The sequence below is a fragment of the Paraburkholderia kirstenboschensis genome (assembly GCF_904848585.1).
In the GTDB taxonomy this organism is placed as follows: Bacteria; Pseudomonadota; Gammaproteobacteria; order Burkholderiales; family Burkholderiaceae; genus Paraburkholderia; species Paraburkholderia kirstenboschensis.
The window spans coordinates 384,542-406,828 of sequence record NZ_CAJHCR010000001.1 but is presented as its reverse complement, the minus strand read 5'-3'; the positions used below and the strand labels follow the sequence as shown (position 1 = coordinate 406,828).

At 61.6% G+C, this 22,287-nt stretch carries 18 protein-coding genes and 1 other RNA gene; 5 read left to right on the top strand and 14 right to left on the bottom strand.

Annotation, left to right across the window (positions count from 1 at the left end):
• Positions 1 to 7: 7 nt before the first annotated feature.
• The 8 genes from cmk to gyrA all read right to left on the bottom strand — a co-directional run bounded on the left by cmk (position 8) and on the right by gyrA (position 10,185).
• Positions 8 to 694, bottom strand: coding sequence for a (d)CMP kinase (gene cmk / locus JMY24_RS01890; protein ID WP_128591078.1), 687 nt, complete (start codon positions 692 to 694; stop codon positions 8 to 10).
• 35 nt (positions 695 to 729) lie between these two features.
• Complete coding sequence (gene aroA, locus JMY24_RS01885) at positions 730 to 2,034, bottom strand: 3-phosphoshikimate 1-carboxyvinyltransferase (protein ID WP_201701339.1); 1,305 nt, start codon at positions 2,032 to 2,034, stop codon at positions 730 to 732.
• Between the two features lie 19 nt (positions 2,035 to 2,053).
• A complete protein-coding gene (locus JMY24_RS01880) occupies positions 2,054 to 2,995 on the bottom strand; it encodes a prephenate dehydrogenase (RefSeq protein ID WP_201701338.1) in 942 nt (313 codons plus the stop codon).
• A gap of 52 nt (positions 2,996 to 3,047) precedes the next feature.
• Positions 3,048 to 4,160 carry a histidinol-phosphate transaminase gene (gene hisC / locus JMY24_RS01875; RefSeq protein WP_201701337.1) on the bottom strand — a complete coding sequence of 371 codons (1,113 nt, stop codon included), beginning with the start codon at positions 4,158 to 4,160 and terminating at the stop codon, positions 3,048 to 3,050.
• An 84-nt stretch (positions 4,161 to 4,244) separates the two neighbouring features.
• Positions 4,245 to 5,327, bottom strand: coding sequence for a prephenate dehydratase (pheA, locus tag JMY24_RS01870; RefSeq protein ID WP_128595638.1), 1,083 nt, complete (start codon positions 5,325 to 5,327; stop codon positions 4,245 to 4,247).
• Positions 5,328 to 5,403: 76 nt separating this feature from the next.
• Entirely contained in the window at positions 5,404 to 6,486 is a 1,083-nt protein-coding gene (gene serC, locus JMY24_RS01865) for a 3-phosphoserine/phosphohydroxythreonine transaminase (protein WP_128595639.1), read from the bottom strand.
• Positions 6,487 to 6,784: 298 nt separating this feature from the next.
• Complete coding sequence (locus JMY24_RS01860; RefSeq protein WP_027776416.1) at positions 6,785 to 7,387, bottom strand: DUF2059 domain-containing protein; 603 nt, start codon at positions 7,385 to 7,387, stop codon at positions 6,785 to 6,787.
• A gap of 161 nt (positions 7,388 to 7,548) precedes the next feature.
• Positions 7,549 to 10,185 (bottom strand): DNA gyrase subunit A, encoded by a 2,637-nt coding sequence (gyrA, locus tag JMY24_RS01855; protein WP_128585221.1) that lies wholly within the window; start codon positions 10,183 to 10,185, stop codon positions 7,549 to 7,551.
• A gap of 487 nt (positions 10,186 to 10,672) precedes the next feature.
• Between gyrA and ompA the strand changes: the two genes are divergently transcribed.
• From ompA to ssrA, 4 genes are all read left to right on the top strand, one after another.
• Entirely contained in the window at positions 10,673 to 11,320 is a 648-nt protein-coding gene (gene ompA / locus JMY24_RS01850) for an outer membrane protein OmpA (RefSeq protein ID WP_013340148.1), read from the top strand.
• Between the two features lie 202 nt (positions 11,321 to 11,522).
• A complete protein-coding gene (ubiG, locus tag JMY24_RS01845) occupies positions 11,523 to 12,221 on the top strand; it encodes a bifunctional 2-polyprenyl-6-hydroxyphenol methylase/3-demethylubiquinol 3-O-methyltransferase UbiG (protein WP_128585220.1) in 699 nt (232 codons plus the stop codon).
• A gap of 29 nt (positions 12,222 to 12,250) precedes the next feature.
• Positions 12,251 to 12,964, top strand: a complete 714-nt coding sequence (gene gph, locus JMY24_RS01840) for a phosphoglycolate phosphatase (RefSeq protein WP_128595640.1) — start codon at positions 12,251 to 12,253, stop codon at positions 12,962 to 12,964.
• 118 nt (positions 12,965 to 13,082) lie between these two features.
• Positions 13,083 to 13,452: a transfer-messenger RNA gene (gene ssrA, locus JMY24_RS01835) on the top strand.
• A gap of 143 nt (positions 13,453 to 13,595) precedes the next feature.
• Here ssrA and JMY24_RS01830 read toward each other — a convergent pair.
• The 4 genes from JMY24_RS01830 to JMY24_RS01815 all read right to left on the bottom strand — a co-directional run bounded on the left by JMY24_RS01830 (position 13,596) and on the right by JMY24_RS01815 (position 19,498).
• Entirely contained in the window at positions 13,596 to 15,131 is a 1,536-nt protein-coding gene (locus JMY24_RS01830) for a TolC family outer membrane protein (RefSeq protein ID WP_201701336.1), read from the bottom strand.
• Complete coding sequence (locus JMY24_RS01825) at positions 15,124 to 17,226, bottom strand: peptidase domain-containing ABC transporter (RefSeq protein ID WP_128595641.1); 2,103 nt, start codon at positions 17,224 to 17,226, stop codon at positions 15,124 to 15,126. Before JMY24_RS01825 ends, JMY24_RS01830 begins: the two co-directional genes overlap by 8 nt.
• A gap of 2 nt (positions 17,227 to 17,228) precedes the next feature.
• Positions 17,229 to 18,422 (bottom strand): HlyD family secretion protein, encoded by a 1,194-nt coding sequence (locus tag JMY24_RS01820; RefSeq protein ID WP_201701335.1) that lies wholly within the window; start codon positions 18,420 to 18,422, stop codon positions 17,229 to 17,231.
• A gap of 122 nt (positions 18,423 to 18,544) precedes the next feature.
• Positions 18,545 to 19,498 (bottom strand): lysophospholipid acyltransferase family protein, encoded by a 954-nt coding sequence (locus tag JMY24_RS01815; RefSeq protein ID WP_128595643.1) that lies wholly within the window; start codon positions 19,496 to 19,498, stop codon positions 18,545 to 18,547.
• A gap of 830 nt (positions 19,499 to 20,328) precedes the next feature.
• Here JMY24_RS01815 and JMY24_RS01810 point away from each other — a divergent pair.
• Positions 20,329 to 20,688, top strand: coding sequence for a COG4315 family predicted lipoprotein (locus tag JMY24_RS01810; RefSeq protein ID WP_128595644.1), 360 nt, complete (start codon positions 20,329 to 20,331; stop codon positions 20,686 to 20,688).
• A gap of 80 nt (positions 20,689 to 20,768) precedes the next feature.
• Here the strand turns inward: JMY24_RS01810 and JMY24_RS01805 are convergent, their stop codons facing one another.
• Together JMY24_RS01805 and JMY24_RS01800 are read right to left on the bottom strand one after the other, a co-directional pair.
• Positions 20,769 to 21,035, bottom strand: a complete 267-nt coding sequence (locus tag JMY24_RS01805; RefSeq protein ID WP_128585214.1) for a hypothetical protein — start codon at positions 21,033 to 21,035, stop codon at positions 20,769 to 20,771.
• Positions 21,036 to 21,146: 111 nt separating this feature from the next.
• Entirely contained in the window at positions 21,147 to 22,226 is a 1,080-nt protein-coding gene (locus JMY24_RS01800; protein WP_128595645.1) for a substrate-binding domain-containing protein, read from the bottom strand.
• Positions 22,227 to 22,287: the final 61 nt, after the last annotated feature.

Below are 22,287 nucleotides of genomic sequence, written 5' to 3'. Positions count from 1 at the left end.
ATTCCAGTCACGCCTGCGGAACCAGGGCTTCGTACCATTGCACTACCTGCTCGACCGCCTGATCGACCGATAAGGCGGACGTATCGAGCAGCTTTGCATCCGCTGCGGGCTTTAGCGGCGCGGCTGCGCGCTGACTGTCACGCTCGTCGCGCTCACGCAAATCCCGGAGCAAGTCATCTATATTAGCAGAAAAGCCTTTTTGTATCAATTGCTTATGCCGCCGCGCCGCGCGGGCTTCCACGCTGGCCGTCATGAACACCTTGAGGACGGCGTCCTGGAAGATGACCGTGCCCATGTCGCGACCGTCCGCGACGAGCCCCGGCTCCTTACGAAACGCCCGCTGGCGCGCCACTAGCGCGGTCCGCACGGGGGCATGCACGGCAATCGCCGAAGCGCGGCTGCCCACTTCCTCGGCGCGAATGTCCGCCGAAACGTCCACTCCGTCGAGTTGCGCGAGGCCTTCCCGAAACGTGATATGCAGATCGTCGATCAACTTTACAAGGGCGTCGACGTCGTCCGCTGCCACGTCGTAGCGAATGCTGGCGAGCGCGGCGAGCCGGTACAGCGCGCCGCTGTCGAGCAGGTGGAAGCCGAGGCTCGCGGCAACCAGCGCGGCCACGGTGCCTTTGCCGGAGGCACTCGGGCCGTCGATCGTAATGACGGGCGTCTGGTGAAAGGGACGGATCGGTTTCATCGAAAAAGTCGCACGTCAGGCGATTCGTACAGGAATCAGGGTTGGGCAAGCGCGGTGAAGCGCTCGAAATAATCGGGAAATGTCTTGCCGACGCACTTCGGGTCGTTGATCCGGACAGGCACGCCGCCGAGACTCACGAGCGAAAAACACATTGCCATGCGGTGATCGTCGTAGGTGTCGATCGACGCGTTTGGAATCAGCTTCTCAGGCGGCGTAACCACGAGGAAGTCTTCGCCCTCCTGCACCTTCGCGCCGACCTTGCGGAGTTCGGTGGCCATCGCCGCGATCCGGTCCGTCTCTTTCACGCGCCAGCTCGCAATGTTGCGCAGCGTCGTCGTGCCGTCGGCGAACAGCGCGGCAACCGCTATGGTCATCGCGGCGTCGGGGATCAGATTGAAGTCCATGTCAATCGGCTCGAGCTTGCCGCTGTCGTGACCGACGCCGCGCACTTCGATCCAGTCCTCGCCCATTTGCAGATTCGCGCCCATCTTGATGAGCGCATCCGCGAAGCCGACGTCGCCCTGAATGCTGGAACGGCCGACGCCCTCCACCTTCAGCGGCCCGCCGCCGAGCGCGCCCGCAGCGAGGAAATAGGACGCCGACGACGCGTCGCCCTCCACCATGATCGTGCCCGGCGATTGATAACGCTGCCCCGCCGGCACCACGAACTGATGCCAGCCATTGCGCTCGACGTCGATGCCGAAGCGCGCCATCAGCTTGATCGTGATATCGATATACGGCTTGGAGATGAGTTCGCCGTCGACCTGAACGGTGCTCACGCCGCTCTCCGTGCGCAAAAGCGGCAGTGTCATCAGCAGCGACGTGAGGAATTGGCTCGATACGTCGCCGCGCACGCGGATCGGCGCCTCGGCGGAAATTTGCGCAGGACGGATTCGCAGCGGCGGAAAGCCCTCGTTTTCCTCGTAATCGATTCTCGCGCCGATCTGCCGTAATCCATCGACCAGATCGCCGATCGGCCGCTCGTGCATACGCGGCACGCCGTGAATGCGATAGTCGCCGCCATTCACTGCAAGTGCCGCGGTCAGCGGACGGACCGCCGTACCGGCATTGCCGAGGAACAGATCGGCCGTGCGCGCCGTGAAAGCGCCGCGCGTGCCGGTCACGACGCAGGTGTCGCCGTCGCGCTTCAGACGCACGCCTAGCTTTTCGAGCGCATCGAGCATCACGCGGGTGTCATCGGAGTCGAGCAGGTTCGTGATCGTCGTTTCGCCTTCGGCGAGCGCCGCCAGCAACAGCACCCGATTCGAAATGCTCTTCGAGCCAGGCAAACGAACCGTGCCGGACGCACGAGAAAATGGTCCGAGATCGAGAAATTCCATGATTGAGTCCAGTTTCCGGTTATTTGGACGCGTCGCCCGGCGCGCCGCCGCCCGCGCGCTGCTCCTGCCATTCGGTGCGCGCCACGCGTGAGCGCGCGAACACGGCTTCGAGCGCGGCGCCGTCGGCGGCGTCAATGGCCGTGCGAAGGCGCGCTAGCACCGCAGAGTAGGCGTCGAGTTCGTCGAGCAGCGCAACGCGATTGGCGACGCAGACGTCGCGCCACATTTCCGGGCTCGACGCGGCAATCCGCGTGAAGTCGCGAAAGCCGCCCGCGGCGAAGGAAAATTTGAGTGCGGCATCGGGCGAATTCAGAATTTGCTCGACGAGCGCGAACGACAGTACGTGCGGCAAATGACTGACCGATGCGAACACGCGGTCGTGCTGATCGGGCGCCATGTCGCGCACCAGCGCGCCGGTCGCGCGCCACATCGCCGCAATGCGCTCGACGGTATGCGGCGCATTCTCCGGCAACGGGCACAGCACGACATTGCGGCCGACGTACAGGTCGGGCAACGCGGCCTCGACGCCGCTCGCCTCACGGCCGGCAATGGGATGCCCCGGCACGAACTGGCCGATGCGCGCGCCGAGCGCGGCACGGGCGGCGGCGACAACGTCGGATTTGGTGCTGCCCGCGTCGGTCACGATCGTATCTGCGCCGAGAAAAGGAGCAATGCGTTCAAGGAGCGGTTGTGTCTGCGCGACAGGCGCCGCGAGCAGCACGACGTCGGCGCCGGCGAGCGCTTCGCGCAAGGCAACGTCGTCGGTCAATGCCGCCGCACTATCGATTACGCCGAGTTCGACCGCGCGCTCGGTCGACGCAGCCGAGCGGCCCACGCCGATTACCGCGCGCGCCCCATCCGCTTCGCCGCGCTCGCGCAGTGCGCGCGCAAGCGATCCGCCGATCAGGCCGACACCAAAAATCACCAGCTTGTTAAAAGAGAACGCGGCCACGTCGGTCACACAAAAAGCGCGCCTTTCATATCGACGAGGCGCGTGGGTCAAGGTTCGCCGCCTAGACGGCGGCGAGGGTTTTTTCGAGCGCGGCGATGAACGCTTCATTTTCTTCCGGCAGCCCGATCGTGACGCGCAGCCACTGCGGTAATCCGTAGTTGCCGACTGGACGCACGATCACGCCCTGCTTCAGCAATTCGATGTTCACGCGATTGCCGGCCGCGTCATCATTGCCGACGCGCACCAGCACGAAGTTGCCGTCAGACGGCACGTATTCGAGGCCGAGCTTCTCGAACGCTTCGGTCAGGCGGCGATAACCCTGCGCGTTCAACGCCGCGCTTTTCTCCAGGAACGCCTGGTCGTTGAGCGCGGCGACGGCTGCGGCTTGCGCGAGCGTGTTCACATTGAACGGCTGACGCAGACGGTTCAGCAAGTCGGTCAACTCCGGTTGAGCGATCGCAAAGCCGACACGCAAGCCCGCGAGACCGAACGCCTTTGAAAACGTGCGCGACACGAGCAGGTTCGGATAACGGCGCACCCACTCTATGGAGTCGTAGCGCTTTTCCGCGGGCAGATATTCCGTGTACGCCTCGTCCAGGACCACTGCCACGTTGCGCGGCACCTTGTCGAGAAACGCTTCGAGCTTCAAACCTTCGATGAACGTACCGGTCGGGTTGTTGGGATTGGCGACGAAGATCAGCCGCGTGTCATCGGTAATCGCGGCCAGCATTGCGTCGAGATCGTGTCCGTACTTGACAGCCGGCACCACGATCGCACGCGCGCCGAGCCCTTGCGTGGCGAGCGCATAAACCGCGAACGAGTACTGCGCGTAAATGATCGACTGCCCTTTCTCGACGAACGCGTGCGCGGCTATCTCGAGAATGTCGTTGCTGCCATTGCCGAGCGTGATCCAGTCCGACGGCACGCCATAGCGCTCGCTCAGTGCGGCCTTCAGTTCGAACGCATTCGCATCGGGATAGCGGCCCAACTCGCTCGCGGCCTGCGCCATTGCACGTTTAGCCGATTCCGGCATGCCGAGCGGGTTCTCGTTCGACGCGAGCTTCACGATGTTCGCTTCGTCCAGCCCGAACTCGCGCGCCACTTCAGAAATGGGCTTACCGGCAATGTAGGGCGCTATAGCGCGCACATAAGAAGGACCGAAGGACGTTGTCATGAAATCTCCGAACGATTATTAGAAAAGTCGCGGCGAGGGCGCCGGCCTACTGTCTGATTGAGCTTACTCGCCGACTGACGGCCGTTAGCGCGCACGCGGATAAGAGCCGAGAATCTTCAGGAATGCTGCCTTCTCGCCCAGCTCGGTAAGCGCGGCGGCTACAGCCGGATCGTCGCGGTGGCCCTCGACGTCGATATAGAAGTAGTACTCCCACGTGCCCACGCGCGCGGGCCGCGATTCGAAGCGGGTCATCGAGACGCTATGGCGCGCGAGCGGCTCCAGCAGCTTGAACACGGCGCCCGGCTCATTAGCCACCGACACGATCAGCGACGTCTGATCGTGTCCGCTCACGCCCGTGCGCTCCTTGCCGATCATGACGAAGCGAGTGCGGTTGTGCGGGTCGTCCTGGATCAGCGCATATGCGACCTGCAAGCCGTAGTGGGTGGCAGCGCGGTCGCCGGCAATCGCCGCTACGGTCGGATCTTCGGCCGCCATGCGCGCGGCTTCGGCGTTGCTCGACACTGCCTGGCGCTCCAGATGCGGCGCATTTGTCGCGAGCCAGCGCTGACATTGCGCGAGCGCCTGAGCGTGCGCACAAACGCGCGTGACGCCGGCAAGGTCGCCATTCAGCGTCAACAGATTGTGATGAATCGGCAACGCAAGTTCGCCGCCAATGGCCAACTGCGTTTGCAGCAGCAGATCCAGCGTGCGCGATACCGCGCCTTCGGTTGAATTCTCGACCGGCACGACGCCGAATTCGGCGGCGCCTGCTTCAACCGAGCGGAATACTTCGTCGATCGACGGACACGGCAGCCCCTCGATAGATTGACCGAAGTACTCGTGCATGGCCTGCTCGCTGTAGGTGCCCACCGGCCCGAGATAAGCCGCCTTGATTGTCTTCTCGAGCGCCCGGCTGGCCGCCATGATCTCGCGCCAGATCGCGCTGATATGCTCGCTCGCCAGCGGCCCCTCGCTCATGTCCTGCAGACGCGCGATCACCTGCTGCTCGCGCTCCGGGCGAAACACCGGCGCGTTGAAATGCTTCTTGACCTCGCCTACTTCGAGGGCCACCGCGGCGCGCTGATTGAGAAGCGCGATCAACTGCGCGTCGAGCGCGTCGATGCGTTCGCGAAGAGGTTTGAGTCGGTTATTGAGTTCGTCGTCCATGCGTGAAAACGGTCCTGCCGATAGCTGCTGGAAAAAAGCGTGCTGGAAAGGATGCGCGCGCCGAATGCCGAAGCACTCAGGCGCTGCGCTGTTCAAATTCCTTCATGTATTCGACAAGCGCTTTGACGCCTTCGAGCGGAACGGCGTTGTAAATCGACGCCCGCATGCCGCCGACGGACTTGTGGCCCTTTAGCTGCACCATTCCCCGCGCTTTCGCGCCGGCGAGAAATTCTTCGTTGCGCGACTCGTCGGCGAGGAAGAACGGTACGTTCATCCGCGAACGCGAGCGACGCTCGACCTTGTTCAGATAGAAGCTGCTCGAATCGATCGTGTCGTACAACAGCTTCGATTTCTCGAGATTACGCGCTTCGATTACAGCGAGGCCGCCCTGCTTCTTCAACCACTTGAACACCAGTCCCGCGATGTAGATGGCATACGTGGGCGGTGTGTTGTACATGGAATTGTTCTCGGCGACGGTCTTCCATTCGAACGCCGACGGGCAAATAGCCTGCGCGCGATCCAGCATGTCCTCGCGCACGATCACCACCGTGACGCCGGCCATGCCGATATTCTTCTGCGCGCCGCCGAACAGCACGCCGTATTTAGCGATGTCCATGGGCCGCGACAGGATGTGAGACGACGCGTCCGCAACCAGCGGTATGTTGCCGAGATCGGGAATCTCGAATGTCTCGACGCCGTGGATCGTTTCGTTCGTGCACAAATGTACGTAGGCCGGATCGTCCGACATTTGCCATTCGGAAAATGCGGGCGAGCGCGTGAAACCGTCAGCCGTCTCGCCGCTTGCCGCAACGTGCACGGCGCCGTACTTCTGCGCTTCCTTCAGTGACTTTTGCGACCACGAACCCGTGACGACGAAATCGGCGCGCGGTTTCGCACCGAGCAGGTTCATCGGCACGATTGCGTTTTCGCCGAGACCGCCGCCTTGCAGAAACAGGATGCGATGGCTCGCCGGCACGGCCAGCAACTCCCGCAGATCGAGGAGCGCTTCCTCGTGGATCGACATGAACTCTTTCCCACGATGGCTCATTTCCATCACGCTCATGCCGCTGCCTTGCCAGTCGAGCATCTCGTCGGCTGCCTGACGCAGCACTTCTTCGGGCATGGCCGCTGGGCCGGCGGAGAAATTAAAGACGCGCATCGTGAGATCCTGAAAGCGGCGCGAAAACGAAAGATCGCGCACGAGTCGGCGAAGTGGCCGCCGCGAAAATAAGCTGCTGCAAACTGACTAAATCTATTGGCCGGCGAGAATCGCTGTGTTGATCAGCAACGGGGCGATCAGACCGCAGCAGGCTCCGCAATCTCGCGCCAAAAAATAATGGCCATTTGCGCACACGCGCAAACGGCCATTATCGCACTGTCCCCGCGAACCCGCCAAACCCGGCCGCCCTGCAAGGGCGGCCGCCACTGGCGCGCGAGCGCAGTCTTCGCCTGAGGCTTTACTTAGCCGGCTTGACCGAAGCGACTTCCTTGTCAGCCTGGTCGCGCGTTGCCTTGATCGATTGCGGCATGTACTTTTGCATCAAGCCGTTCACGACGTCGCGGCCAACCTGGTCTTGAACCTGGATGAACTTGCGGCCCGTCGGGCTCTTGTAGAACGTGGTCAGATCTTTGATTTCCGACGTGCTGTAGTACTTTGCGTACGCATCGTACTGAGCTTGCATTGCGTCCTGGCGGAAGCTGTCCGTCGCGAAGACCTGGCCTGCGCCGTCAACCAGCTTCGGCACTGCGTTCTTTTGCAGCGTCGGGACGGAAGCCTGCTTCTGCTTGTCCGTCATCGTCTTGTTCTCGCTCAGCGCGTCCGAGAGGATAGCCGGGACCAGTTGCTTCGCTTGCATTTGCGCGCTGTTGCCAATTGCGCCGACGAGCTTCTGCGCGTCGATTGCGTCCAGCAGGTCCTTGATTGCAGCCTGCTTGGCCGGATCAACCGGTGCTGCGGCAGCAGCCGGAGCCGACGGAGCCTGGCTCTGAAGCGCTTGAGCCATGGCAAACGTCGGCACGAGGGCAGCCAGCAACGCCAGTTGTTTAAATCGTTTCTGCATCATTACTCCCTAATAGAAATTGACTTGAACTGCTTGCCGCGCGGAAAGTATGTCGGCCCGACACACTATTGTTTCCTGCGCGGCTTTCAACCGGTTAACGAATGCACAAGCCGAATGCACAAGCCGAATGCGCAAGCCGAATGCGCAAGCCGCGACGCAGGTCAGGCCGCACCGCCGTCTTCTACGCCGTTGTTGCCGTCAGCGGGACCTTCGGCGTCGCCTTCCAGATCGACGTCTGCTTCTGCCTCCGCAACCTGTTGCAGACCTGAAAGCTTGGTCCCTTCGTCAAGGCTGATGAGTGTAACACCTTGGGTTGCACGGCCCATTTCTCGAATTTCCGACACGCGCGTACGAATCAGAACGCCCGTATTGGTGATCAACATGATCTGCGCTTCCTGATCGACCAGCGTGGCGGCAACGACCTTGCCGTTACGCTCCGACGTCTGGATCGCGATCATGCCCTTCGTGCCGCGGCCGTGACGGGTGTACTCGGTGATCGGCGTGCGTTTGCCGAAGCCGTTTTCCGTGGCGGTGAGCACTGATTGCTGCTCGTCGCCGGCCACCAGCAGCGCGATCACGTTCTGGCCGTCTTCGAGCTGCATGCCGCGCACGCCGCGCGCCTCGCGTCCCATCGGCCGCACGTCGTTTTCGTCGAAGCGAACTGCCTTGCCCGAATCGGAGAACAGCATCACGTCGTGCTGACCGTCTGTGATAGCGGCGCCGATCAGGTAATCGCCGTCATCGAGACCGACCGCAATAATACCCTTGCGCAACGGCCGGCTGAAGGCTTCGAGCGGCGTCTTCTTTACCGTTCCTAACGCGGTTGCCATGAACACGAACTTGTCCGCGGAAAATTCCTTGACCGGCAGCACAACCGTGATCTTCTCGCCTTCCAGCAGCGGGAACATGTTGACGATCGGACGACCCCGCGAGTTCCGCGAGCCTTGCGGCACTTCGTAGACCTTGACCCAATACACGCGGCCACGGTTGGAGAAGCACAGAATATGGTCGTGCGTGTTCGCAATGAACAGCGTGTCGATCCAGTCGTCTTCCTTCATGGAAGTCGCCTGCTTGCCGCGACCGCCACGCTTCTGGGCGCGATATTCGGACAACGGCTGCGATTTCACATAGCCGGCGTGCGACATGGTCACGACCATCTCTTGCGGCGTGATCAGGTCTTCGGTATTCAGTTCTGTTGCATTCAGCTCGATCTTCGAGCGGCGCGCGTCGCCGAATTCCGACTTGATCGACGTAAGTTCGTCGACGATGATCGCCGTAATCCGCTCCGGGCGCGCCAGGATGTCCAGCAGGTCGGCAATCTGCGCCATGACGTCGCGATACTCGCCAATGATCTTGTCCTGCTCCAGGCCGGTCAGGCGTTGCAGACGCATCTGCAGAATTTCCTGAGCCTGGGTGTCGGACAAGCGGTAGAGGCCGTCCGTCTGCATACCGAAGGACGGATTCAATCCGTCAGGACGATAGGCTTCACGGCCACCGGCCGACGCGTTTTCCGTCTCCGCGCGCGACAACATTTCCCGCACGAGGGAGGAATCCCACGGACGTGCCATCAATTCCTGCTTTGCGATGGGCGGAGTGGGCGCGGCTTTGATGATCGCGATGAACTCGTCGATATTGGCGAGCGCAACGGCCAGACCCTCGAGCACATGCCCACGCTCGCGAGCTTTGCGCAGTTCGTATACAGTGCGCCGCGTCAGCACTTCCCGGCGATGCGACAGGAAGCACGACAACATTTCCTTCAGATTCAGCAGCTTCGGCTGGCCGTCGACCAGCGCGACCATGTTCATGCCGAAAGTGTCCTGAAGCTGGGTCGCCTTATACAGATTGTTCAGGACGACTTCCGGCACTTCGCCGCGCTTCAACTCGATCACGACGCGCATACCGCTCTTGTCGGACTCGTCGCGGATGTCGGAAATGCCTTCCAGCTTCTTTTCGTTGACCAGTTCGGCAATACGCTCGAGAAGCGAGCGCTTGTTCACCTGATATGGCAATTCGTCGACGATGATCGACATGCGCTGGCCGCGATCGATCTCTTCGAAGTGCGTGAGCGCGCGCATCACCACGCGGCCACGGCCGGTGCGATAGCCGTCGCGCACGCCGGCCACGCCGTAGATGATACCGGCGGTCGGGAAATCGGGGGCCGGAACGATCTCGATCAACTCGTCGATCGTGGCTTCCGGATTCCTGAGCAAGTGCTGGCACGCGTCGACAACCTCGTTCAGGTTGTGCGGCGGGATGTTGGTCGCCATGCCGACCGCGATACCCGACGAGCCGTTGATCAGCAGATTGGGAATGCGCGCGGGCAGAATGGCCGGCTCGTTCTCGCTGCCGTCGTAGTTCGGCGTGAAGTCGACCGTTTCCTTGTCGATGTCCGCGAGCAGTTCGTGGCCGATCTTGGCCATGCGGATTTCGGTGTATCGCATGGCCGCGGCGTTGTCGCCGTCGACCGAACCGAAGTTGCCCTGGCCGTCCACCAGCATGTAGCGCAGCGAGAAGTCCTGCGCCATCCGGACGATGGTGTCGTAAACAGCCGTGTCGCCGTGCGGGTGGTACTTACCGATGACGTCGCCGACGATACGCGCCGACTTCTTGTACGCGCGGTTCCAGTCGTTGTTCAGTTCGTGCATCGCGTACAGCACGCGCCGGTGCACCGGCTTCAGGCCATCGCGAACGTCGGGAAGCGCACGCCCTACGATCACGCTCATCGCGTAATCGAGATACGAACGGCGCATTTCCTCCTCTAGGGAGATTGGCAGAGTCTCTTTGGCGAATTGATCCATTATCCGTATCTTTTACGTGCGAAGGCGACGGGAAGACGGCGCCTTCGCGTAAGCATTGCAGGCGCAACGCATCACGCGATTCTAACATGCCGGTCATCCGGGCCCGGCGGTCGCACGTATACCTATTAGCGGGTGCCAGGGAGAGGCGCCAGAGGGGCGCCCGCATGCCCCAGATCCGGGCCGATCAGGCTCGATTCATGCGTGGGGCAATTCGGCGCTCAGCCATGACTGGCGGGACGCTCCGGCCGATTGGTTCTGTTGCGCATGCACCACAATTGGAGGGTGATTTGATCGGGGGCGGATTTTTTTATCGTCGGAAGGGAACGATATGGCAAAATGCCAACGCACAAAGAGTCAGACACTGCTCGAAGTCTACACACAACGTTTTTTGTTTGGCACCAATGTTATACTTCGAGCAATGTATGACTTGTCTTCGTCAACAGGCTCGCAGTAAACCTGCGGTAATCTCAAATTCGAGAGGAGAAATATGAATAAACTTTCAAAGCTCGCGTTCATTGCAGCTACCGCAGTTATGGCTGCATCCGCAATGGCACAGTCGGTGCCGGCGTCGCGACAAGCTACCAATGACAACTGGGTGAATGGTACTGGCGAATACGTGTGGATGAACGGCACGAACGAGCTTTGCTGGCGCGATGCATTCTGGACGCCGGCAACGGCTAACGCAAAGTGCGACGGCGCACTGGTTGCCCAGGCTCCGACGCCGCCGGCTCCGGTCGCACCGGCACCGGCCATCACCAGCCAAAAGATCACGTATCAGGCTGACGCACTGTTCGACTTCGACAAGGCTATCCTGAAGCCGGCTGGCAAGGAAAAGCTGGACGATCTGGCATCGAAGATCCAGGGCCTGAACCTCGAAGTCGTCGTGGCAACGGGTTACACCGACCGCATCGGTTCGGACAAGTACAACGACCGTCTGTCGCTGCGTCGCGCTCAAGCTGTCAAGGCATACCTCGTCAGCAAGGGCATCGAATCCAACCGTATCTACACGGAAGGCAAGGGCAAGCGCAACCCGGTCACGACCGGCTGCAACCAGAAGAACCGCAAGCAACTCATCGCCTGCCTCGCACCGGATCGTCGCGTGGAAGTCGAAGTTGTCGGTACTTCGAAGCAGTAAGCTACAAACACCGCAGTACAAAAAGCCCCGCTTCGGCGGGGCTTTTTTTATGCGCAGACCGGCGGATTGCCGGCCGGGCCAGGCCAGCGCCGCCAAACCGCTTTGGCGAGCGGGCGGCATTTTGCCGCCCCGGCCCCTCGCCTATATACTCCGGGTTTATCCTCGAGCGCCCGCTCACCGCTCTCATCGAGGCAGCTTCGCCATGACCAACGCCGATCCCCACGAACTACAGAAATTCAGCGACCTTGCGCATCGTTGGTGGGACCCAAACGCGGAGTTCAAACCGCTGCATGAACTCAACCCCGTTCGCTTGAACTGGATAGACGCCCACGCACATCTGGCGGGCAAACATGTGCTGGACATCGGTTGCGGCGGCGGCATTTTGTCCGAGTCAATGGCTGGCTTGGGCGCGCACGTCAAAGGAATCGACCTGTCGAGCGAAGCTCTCGGCGTCGCCGATCTTCACAGCCTTGAAAGTGGTGTAACCGTTAATTACGAGGAGATCGCCGCCGAGGCGCTCGCCGCACGTGAGCCGGGCACCTACGACGTGGTCACCTGCATGGAAATGCTCGAACACGTGCCGCGGCCCGCTGCGATCGTCGAGGCGTGCAAGACGCTGGTCAAGCCGGGCGGCTGGGTGTTCTTTTCCACGCTCAACCGGAACGTGAAGTCATACCTGTTTGCGGTGATCGGCGCCGAATACATTGCGCGGATGCTGCCCAAAGGCACACACGACTATGCGCGTTTTATCCGTCCGTCGGAACTTGCGGGCTTCGTGCGAGCCGCCGGCCTGCGCACAGCGGACATCAAAGGTATCGTCTATCACCCGCTCAGCAAGCACTTCGCCCTTTCCGCAGACACGAGTGTGAACTACATGCTCGCCTGCCGCCGCGACTTCTGATCAGCCCGAACGCCGACCAAATCCAATCGATGAGCGATCCTACGCCCCTGCCCCAACGCGAAGACCACGAAGATGCACTTGGTCTTTGCCAAGCCGTGCTGTTCGACCTGGACGGCACGCTGGCCGACACGGCGCCAGACCTTGCCGCCGCCGTCAACAAAATGCGCCACGATCGTGGGCTGGATATGGTTCCGCTCGAAAGACTAAGGCCGCTCGCGTCGGCTGGCGCGCGAGGGCTAATCGGCGGGGCGTTCGGCATCGGGCCGGATAACCACGAGTTTGCGTCGATGCGCGAGGAGTTCCTCGCCAACTACGAAGCGGATCTTTGCATCGAAACCACGCTCTTTCCCGGCATCCCCGAATTGCTGGATGAACTCGACGCGCGAGGCGTGCGCTGGGGCATCGTCACGAACAAGGTCGCGCGGCTCACGGAACCCCTGGTCGCACAACTGGGTCTGGAAGAGCGGGCGGGCTGCGTGGTTAGCGGCGATACGACGCCACATTCGAAGCCACATCCGGCGCCGTTGCTGCACGCGGCTCGCGAACTCGACGTGGCGCCGGAGCGCATCGTCTACGTCGGCGACGATTTGCGCGACGTGCAGGCCGGCTTTGCTGCCGGCATGAAGACGGTAGCTGCGGCCTACGGCTACTGCGGCGACGACATTCCGCCGACGCAATGGCATGCGCAGCATGTCGTGCAGTCGCCGGCCGAATTGCAGCAGCTGCTTCGCGACATTAATTGACAGTGGGCCAGCACGCGCCCGAAACGAGCAGCTCGAGATGAGCCCGGAATGAGCCAGGACACGGCCGTCAATCTATTGTAAAATATACGTTGGCTCGAAGTTCCGAGCAACGAACCGCGGGGGCGACCTGGTTTCGACAGGGGTTGCGAAGCGGCTAGGGCATGTCGAGGACCCGTCACCTCGTTAATCAATGGGAAAAACGTAACTGCAAACGACGATACGTTCGCACTGGCAGCCTAAGGGCCGCCGTCCTCTGCCTAGTTCACTGACGGGCTAGAGTCGCAAGACCGGTAGCAATACCGACAGAGGTCATATACGTCAGTTAAGCCTTGACGGAGTCACGACGTCCGGGTCGAAAATCTAGTGAATCGCCGTAGTGCAGCGTGTTCGTCCGCGTCACTATGGTTAAATCAAATGACAGAACTAAACATGTAGAACTGGTCGTAGAGTGCTTCTGGACGCGGGTTCGATTCCCGCCGCCTCCACCAGACACCTTTCAGGCAAATGGCAATGCCTCAACGAATACCCCGACGGCGTTAGCCGCTCGGGGTTTTTTGTCTTTAGATCGCCGGTGCTTCGGCATGGCGCCCCCACCCGCCGCAACTTGTGCGGCGCAGATTTGCTTCCTCGCTTATTGCTGACGGATGGAAGCCAGCGCGCGCTGCACGGCCGCGTCAATCGCCACCGGCTGCAGATCCGTCAACGCTACCCCTTGTGGCGGCTCCGTCCCAACTATCGCCCGCGGCATCTCAGTACCCACCGTCGCCCGCTCCACCTTCGCCCCAACCACCGCCCGCTCGACCTTGGCATCAACCGCCGCGCGTTGCACATTCACGGGAGCAACCTCCTGACGGTCCCCAACGTTCAGCACCAGTTCATTTACACGCGCCACCTCGTCGAGATTCAGGCTTGCCGTTGCCGCCTTCAGCTGAAGAAGTCCGACGACAGTTGCATACCGTGCCCGAATGAGATCGCGGCGATTCGCGAAAAACGCGTCAGATGCCCGCAGCACATCCGTGCTACCGCGACTGCCCACGCGGTAGCCGACCTGCGTCGCGTTGAGCGCGGCGCGAGAACTCTGCACCACTCGCGACAGCGCTTCGATCCGCGCGACTCCGGCGAGAAAGCGCGACCAGTATTCCCGCGCACTCGCCCCCGCCAAACGGGTCGCCGCAACCAGTTCGTCCTGAGCCCTATCTTCGAGTGCCAGCTTTTCGTCGATATTCGCGCTCGTTGCACCGCCTTCGAAAATGGGAATGCTCACCGACAGCATCGCCGTCGTTGTCGTCGTCGGGCGGATGTAGCCGGACGCTGCGCCGGCTGGCGTATGGCTCGCAGTCAGATTCACGACCGGTAAGCGCGCTGCGCGAGCCTTCTCGACCTCGAGTTCGGCAATGCGCCGGTCGATCTGCTTCAGTTGCACCGTGTAGTCATGCGCCTCGGCTTGCGAGGCCCAGCCTTTCACGTCGTCCGGGTGCAATCCTGGCATGACCGCGGCGTCCGACAAGCGCGACAGCCCTGCAAACCGCTGCCCCGTGAGGTGTTCCAGCGCGAGCCGTTTCAACTGCAAGTCGTCGCGGGCATCCAGTTGTTGCGACCGCGCCTGTTCGCGCGCCGCCTCGGCTTCCTGCACATCGATCACCGTGGCCTCGCCGGCGCGCCGCCGACGTCGCAGTTCGTCCAGGTGCACATCCAGCGCCGCCGTGTAGTCGTCGGCGCGCGTCAGTTCGTCCTCGGCTGCAAGTTCGTCGAAGTACGTTTGCACGGCTCGCAAAATGGCCGATTGCTCGGCACGCGCGAGATCCACCGCGCCCCGCGCCTGAACGAAGTCGGCCTGCTTATAGGTGGTCCACCTGCTCCAGTCGAAAACCGGCTGCGTCAGCGCGACAGTCCACCCGTTCTGCCAGTAGTGAGTGTTCGGAAGGCCCTCCGTAATCGTGCTGTTGTACGCCCGCCCCCAACCGGCTGCCAGTTGCGGCAGCAGCGCCGCGCGGGCTTTCGGCACGGCCTCGCCCGCGGCTCTTGAGCCCGCGCGAAACGCCGCCAGATCCGCGTCGCGATCGGTGCTCTGCTCCACCACGGTGAGCAGATCGACCGCCGCTGCGGCACCCGCGTAAGCCATACCGGTGAACACGAGCAGTGCGCCCGCCATCGTGCGCTTATTCATCCACCATCACTCCCTCGCGAGCCTCGCATAGCAGTTCACCATCGACCAATCGATAGCGCGTGTCGAACGCCGAAGCGAGCGACATGTCATGCGTAATGACCACCACCGTGCGTTCCAGACGCAGCAACAAGTCGACGACATGCCGCACGGACGCTGGATCGAGATTTGAAGTCGGCTCATCGAGCAGCAGCAGTTCTCGTTGCTGATACAACGCTCGCGCGAGCAACAAACGTTGCCGCTGGCCCGCCGAAATATTCGCGATCGTGTCGCTAATCGCCGTTCGCGTGCGCATCGGCAGGCGCATGACATCGGGCAGCGAACCGACGTCATCCAGCAATGCGTGAATGCGCGCTTCGTCCGGATTGCCCGCGAAAAGTGAGATGTTGTCGGCAATCGAGCCATGCAGGATCAGGTCGCCCTGCCGCATATGAACAGCATGCCGGCGGATTTCATCGACGCTGAGATTTGGCCAGGCGATCCCGTTTAGCGTGATCTCGCCGTCCTGCAGCGGCTCGGCTGCCGCAAGCAGCTTGAAGAGCGTCGACTTGCCGCTTCCCGATGCACCTGTAATCACGACCTTGTCGCCCCGCCGGATGACGATGTTCGCGTTCTTGAGCACCGGTTGATCCGAAACGCCGTAGCGGAAGGTGACACCGCGCACATCGATGCGCTCGAAAGTTCGCACCTCGACGGCCTTATGCATCTCGCCGGGCGCCGTGTACCGTTCCGCTTCGCCGTCGACGATATCGCCCACGCGTGCAACCGGAACGCTCAGCATGAAATACTCGAAGGCTGCGTTGACGGCTCGCGCAAAGCGCTCGGACAGCAGCGACTTGTAGATCAGAAACGAATAGAACACGCCCACCGAAATCGTGCCGCTCAGCATCAGACGCGCGGCGAACCAGCTCACCGCGATCATGTCCGCGTAGTCGACAAGTTTGAGGATCGCGTCGCGTGCGCTCCCCAGGCGGCTATTGCGCACCAGCGCCGCGACATAGGCGCGATATTTCGCCATGAAGATCGCCGTGCGCCGCGCCTCGCCCTGCGATAGCTTGATCAACGAGGCCGCGCGGATCGTTTCGATCAGCGTGTCGTCGCAGCGCGCAGACTCTTCCAGCACCAGTGCATGCGTGTCGCGCATGCGCGAAAACAGCGCGAACGACACCGCCACGTAGACCGTGAAAATCAGCACGGCGATCACCGTCAGTTGCCTGCTTTGCACCAGCATCAATGCGAGCGCGAGCATGCCGACCGCCACGTCGATGCCCGCCGAGATCGTAGTCCGCGTGGTGAAGGCGCTGATTTCGTCTTGCGCCTTCAGGCGCGCAAACAGATCGCCGACGTGACGTTTCTCGAAGTACGGAATGGGGTTGCGCAACAGTTGCGCCATGATTCCCTCGGTCATGTTCATCTGCACTAAACCGTGCAAAAGCTCGACGAGGTATGTCTGAACGTACTGGCTCAACGCACCGACGATAAAAATGCCGGCGAACGTCAGCATCAGCACATTGAGCAGGTTCAGGTTGTCGGCGGCGACGACGTCGTCGAGCAACAGATTGCCGAGGTACGGCATGGCGAGAATCGCGAACTGGCTGCCGAGCGCGACGAACATCACCTTGGCGATCTGCGCGGTGAGTTGCGGATTGAGCGCACGCACGCGAGCCAGCGCCCCCGGCACCCGCGACTTGTTGCGCACGCGCGGCATGGCTGGCGTCGGCGCGCATTCGAGCAGGTAGCCGGACACATTCGCGACGAAGGTGTCCATGGAGATGCGCCGCCGGCCGCTCGCCGGGTCGATCACTTGCACATAACCGCGCCCGCAATTCTCGAAAACGACGAAATGCGCGCCGCCGAAGTGCAGGATCGAACCGCGCTTGATGCTCGGCAGGTCGCCGGCGTCGAAGCGGTATGCCTGGACGGCGAGACCGAATTCGACCGCCACGTCGTACAGGTCCATCAGCGTCAAACCGTTGGCCGAGATCGGTCTAAACGCCTGCAACTCGCGCACTTCGATGGCACGGCCGAAGTGCGACAGGACCATCGCCAGACACGCGTAGCCGCACTCGGCAACTTCATTTTGATAGATGGCGCGCATCGTCAGGCTCGAAGCATGCGAAAAAATGGCGCGAGCACCCATTCGGCGATGGTGCGGCGTTCGATCACAATGCTCGCCGTCGCTCCCATGCCGGGCAGAATGTCGAAGCGTTGCTGTTCGAACTTGAACTGGTTGTCGCTTAACGTGGCCCACGCCATGTAGTCGCCTTGCGTACTGCGCGGCTCCGAAGCGCCCGCCGGTGACATGCCCGATCGCACGGTGGTGCGGGAAATCGAATCGATGCGCGCCGCGTAGCTGCCGAATTTTGCATAGGGAAACGCGTCGAACTTGAGCCGCACAACTTGCCCTTCGCGGATAAACCCACGCCGGCGTGAAGGAATACGCAACGCAGCGCGCAACGGCCCTTTCTCGCCGGTCGATATTACGAGTGCCACGTCCTCCGCAGCGAGCGTGCGGCCGGGAACAAGACCGGAAAAGGTAACGACGCCTGCCTTCGGCGCGGAAATGGTCGCGTCCTGGCGGATCTGCTCGAACCGCATACGAATGTCCTGGAGTTCGCGTGCATGGCGCGCTTCCAGTTCGGTCAGCTGCGCGCCGAGGCCCGTTTGCGTGCCGAGTGCCGCGCCGAGTTCGGCGTTCAACTGCTGACGGCGCGCCGCGCTTTGCGCGACGGATACCTTCGCCTGATGCGTCACCGCCCTCGCCTGTTCGACGCGGTCCGCGGTGACGTAGTCCGACACCGATTCGAGCCGCGCCACCGTGCGTTGCGCTTCGTTCGCCAGTTGCTCGTTCTGGCTCAATTGCTCATCAAGCGCCTGAATTTCCGCCCGACGGCTTTGCGCGGCAAGACGCGCGGCGTCCAGTTGCGCGCTCAGGTCGGCCTTGCGCTGCGTGTATTGCGCTTCGCTCGTGCGGATCTGCTCGTCGCGGTCATGCGCGTCAAAAGCAGGGCGCTGCCGACCGTCGCTCGCAAGCGAAAGATCGCGCTCCAGCCTGAAGAGCGGTGCTCCCTGCCCGACGCGCGCCGAGGTGCTGACATAAATGTCCGAAACGAGGCCGCTCAGCCCCTGGATCTTGATTTCGGAGGGCGACACGATTTCCGCGCGCACGTCCTGTTTCAGCTCGACGTCGTGAACAAATGCGAAAACGACCGCGACGATGAAGAACGTGGACGCCGCATAGGCGAGCCAACGCCACGAGACGTCCCTGAATTGTGGGAGATAGATCGGTTCCATAGCCTGGTTGCTGCCGGATGCCAGCCGGTGCTGTGTCTGTGCGCATTTCTGTGCCTGCGCGCTTTTGGTACGAACGCGACGCCGCGACTCTCGTGCCGGGCGGGAAACCTGGGCGAAAACCTTTAGCGAATGGGCGCGAACGAGTACATCGACGGATGTCCGGCGACCAGCCAGTCCGAATAGTTATCCGCGGCGGCCGCTTCGATATACCTTGCGACTTGCTGAACAGCGCCTGTCCCGGCAAGCGGCAACGGTTCGAATGTTTCGGCGCCGAAGCGGCCGCGCTGAAAGCGCAGATAGAACGGCAACAATATCGCGTCGAACTGCGCGCCCAGCCGGAACACACCGTTATGAATGCGCGCGTTGCGCCCGAACATGGAGACGCTCACCTTCTCCATCGGATAACGGTGCAGCGCGAACGGAGGCACGTCGGCAAACAACACCGCGACGCCACTGCGCTTCAACGCCCGCGCGACACGCAGGCCGAGGCCGTTGCGATCGTCTTCCCCGTAGGTGTACAGCACGTTCACGCCCGGTATGAGCGAATGGTCATCGCCATACAGATCTCGCGGCACGCCGGACACCACGGCGATCGACTCGAGTCCGAGCAGCGCCCGCAGTTCGTCGATAACGTAAATATTCGCGTATTGCGACACATAGTGAAACGGCGACACGATGACCGGACGCCCGGGTTCATCTGCTTGCAATTGCGCGATTTGCCTGGCGAGCGCACTCGCGACCTGCTGCAGGTCGGACCATGCTTCGCTGCCCCGCGACAACCGGCCGAAATAAATCCGCTGGTCGATCAGGCGCTCCCGGAAGCGGCCGGCGGCGACGCGACCCGGGTTGCGCAGCGCCAGGTCAAGGACCTCACGGCCGATCTCACAACGGCAGACGCCTTCCCAACGCGTACGCGCATCGACAAGCCCGCAAATTCGCCATAAAACGGCAGCCAGAGGCTCGATTGCAGACCGCGGCATGCGCGCAATCAACACGACCTGTACGCCACGCTTCGCACTCGCGAACCTGTTGCGCAGGAAAGTCAGCAAACCCCACCCGACGACCCACGGCTTCATTTGGCTTTGGTTCGTGTCCCGGGACCGCGCCAGCGGGCGCGGTTCCGGCACGTTCGAACATTAGGTGCGCGGCTTGACCGGAGCAGCGCTCTTCAGCGTCGTCGGCGTCGTCTTTGCGCAGCTGCTCTTGCAGCAGCCGCCAGCAACGGCGGATTTGGCCAGTTCATTGCGATTGATCTTTTGCATTTTTATTTACCTCAGTTAACTTAATCGATGAATAGCTCGCGAGTGAATCTTTACTCATCGAGCAGCGCCGATTCTAGCACCCGATATTTTTCAAGATGGCATATTTTTTAATTGTCGTAATCCATCGAATTTTTCTTTTTTAATCCATGAAAATTCCGAATAACATTTGCCCGGCGAAGCACATGACCAGCCTGGCTGCGCTATTGGGGCGCGCAGCCGGCGTTATCGATTGGCTCCTGTTTGAGCGCCGGTATCTGCGCACATCCTTAAAAAAATACAATTCAACCGCTCGTTATGCACAAAGGGATTTATTTGCGAAACATCTACGCTGATAGTTTATCGATACTACCTGCAACGAGGAATATTCCGAAGGCAGAATGGGAATTAGGTCATTCGATAAAGCGGCAATTATTCACGCCCTCGCGTTTTGCTCCGTCAGGGCGGCTTGCTAAACGCGATGAGTCGCCTACTCTGACAGTGCAAGCGGCATGCGTAGTCTCAGTCTGCCGGGGCCCCAAGTGAATAGAAAACACATCCGACGAGTCTGGAATAAAACCACCGGCTCGTTCGTTGATACCTCACGCGCGGACGCGAGCCGCCTTGCGCGCTAACTCATACGATCACAAACAACAGGAGCCGACATCATGCGCAAAACCCTCTTCTGCCTCGCCCTGCTGACACTGCAACAGGCCGCTTTCGCCGAACCTCCGAAGGTAATGGACGGCCGCCTCGTTAACGCGGACGGCATGACGCTCTACACCTTCGACAAGGACACCACGCCAGGTGTCAGCGCCTGCACGGGCGGCTGCATGAGCTACTGGCCGGCTGCCGTGGCGGGCCCCTCCGACAAGCCGTCCGGGGACTGGACACTGATTCCGTCGGCGGACGGCAAGCAGCAATGGGCGTACAAAGGTCATCCGCTCTATCGCTACGCGGCGGACAAGCAAGCGGGAGACGCAAAAGGAGACGGCTTCAAGGACGTCTGGCACACGGCGAAGCCGTAACCGGCGCCGAAGCGCAAACCAACGAAAAACGCCGGCAGGGCGCCGGCGTCTCAATCAGAAAAAATGCACGAAGCAGCAGCCTACTCGTCTTTCGGACACCGCAAATTGCAGCCGTTCGGGTCGCCCAGGTCGCCGCGCTTGCGCATGGCCGACTTCTTGTCCGACTGATATTTGTCCGACGGCGCAGAAGCCGCGAACGGCATTTGCGGATGTTCAGCGAGCCGAAACTGCTCCTGCAGAATGCCGCCCGGCACGCCGGGCGAATTCTGCGCGAAAGCGACCGGAATAGTCGCGAGGAGCAAGCCGGCCGACGCTGCGGCGGCGCATGCATGTAGAAGAGCTTTCATATCGATTCGTGGCGCGGCCTGGCCGCGCGGTTGGGCAAAAGCGGAAGCTTAGAGAGTATCCCAAACGAAAGCCATACGCAGCGTCGAAGGCCCCACGATGTTTACGACCGCTTACGCGCCTGCTCCGCTCAATCCTGCTTCGAGGTCCACGAGTTTGCCGCACTCGCGCGGATCGTAGCCCTGCAGTTGATCGACGCTCTGATGAAACGCGCTGCCGCGCAACAGCTCGATCACCGTGGACAGCGGTTCGCGATCGAGCCGCGCGCGGTCGCATGCAAAGTAATAGTCCTCGTCGACGGCGGGAATGAAGTCGAGACCGAAATGATGCGCCGCCGGTTCTACGCCAAATCCCACGTCTGCCATGCCGCTTGCAACGAATGCGGCGATCGCCGAATGCGTAAGCTCGGCCGACGCATAGCCATTCACGCGATCCGGGTCGATGCCGAGCTTTGTAAGCGCCAGGTCCAGCAGCATGCGCGTGCCGGAGCCATGCTGACGATTGACGAAGCGAATGTCGTCGCGCGCGAGGTCGCTCAGGCCGCCGATGGTCTTGGGATTGCCCTTGCCGAGAAAAAGCCCCTGCTTGCGCCGCGTCAGATGCACGAGCACATGGCGTTGCGGATCGAGCCAGCGCCGGTACGTATCGGCGCAAGCCTCGCGGAACTCGCCGAGCGGCAAATGGAAGCCGGCCAGATCGCATTCGCCGCGCGCGAGCGCACTCACGGCGTCGGCACCGTCGCGATATTTGATTTCGACGGGCAACTCATTGGCGACCAGCGCGGTCACGAGAGCCGCCACGGCATAGCCATGCGATGCGTGAATGCGCACGTGATCGACGGGCGGCGCGAGCCAACGATTCAGATCGCTTGCCACCTCGCTCGCCAGCGCCTGCATATTGCCGTCGAGCCGCTCGCCGCATAAACGCTGCGCACGCAGCACCGCGTGCCCGAGTTCCGAGAGCACCGAACCCCGGCCGCGCTCCTTCGCGATCAGCGGACCACCCAGGCGCTCCTCGATTCCGCGCAACAAACCCCACGCGTGACGGTAGGACAAACCCTTAAGCGTCGCCGCCTGCGCAATGCTGCCCGACTCGTTCACGAGAGCGAGCAACGGCACGACGTCCGACAGGCTTGCCTCCCGACCGTCCGGGCCCTTCAACACCAGTTGCGCGTTGCACTCGATCCTGATCATATATGTACAGGTTTCTCCTATTGCATAGGCCGTTTCGCCCGCCTATCGTTCGGCTATCCCA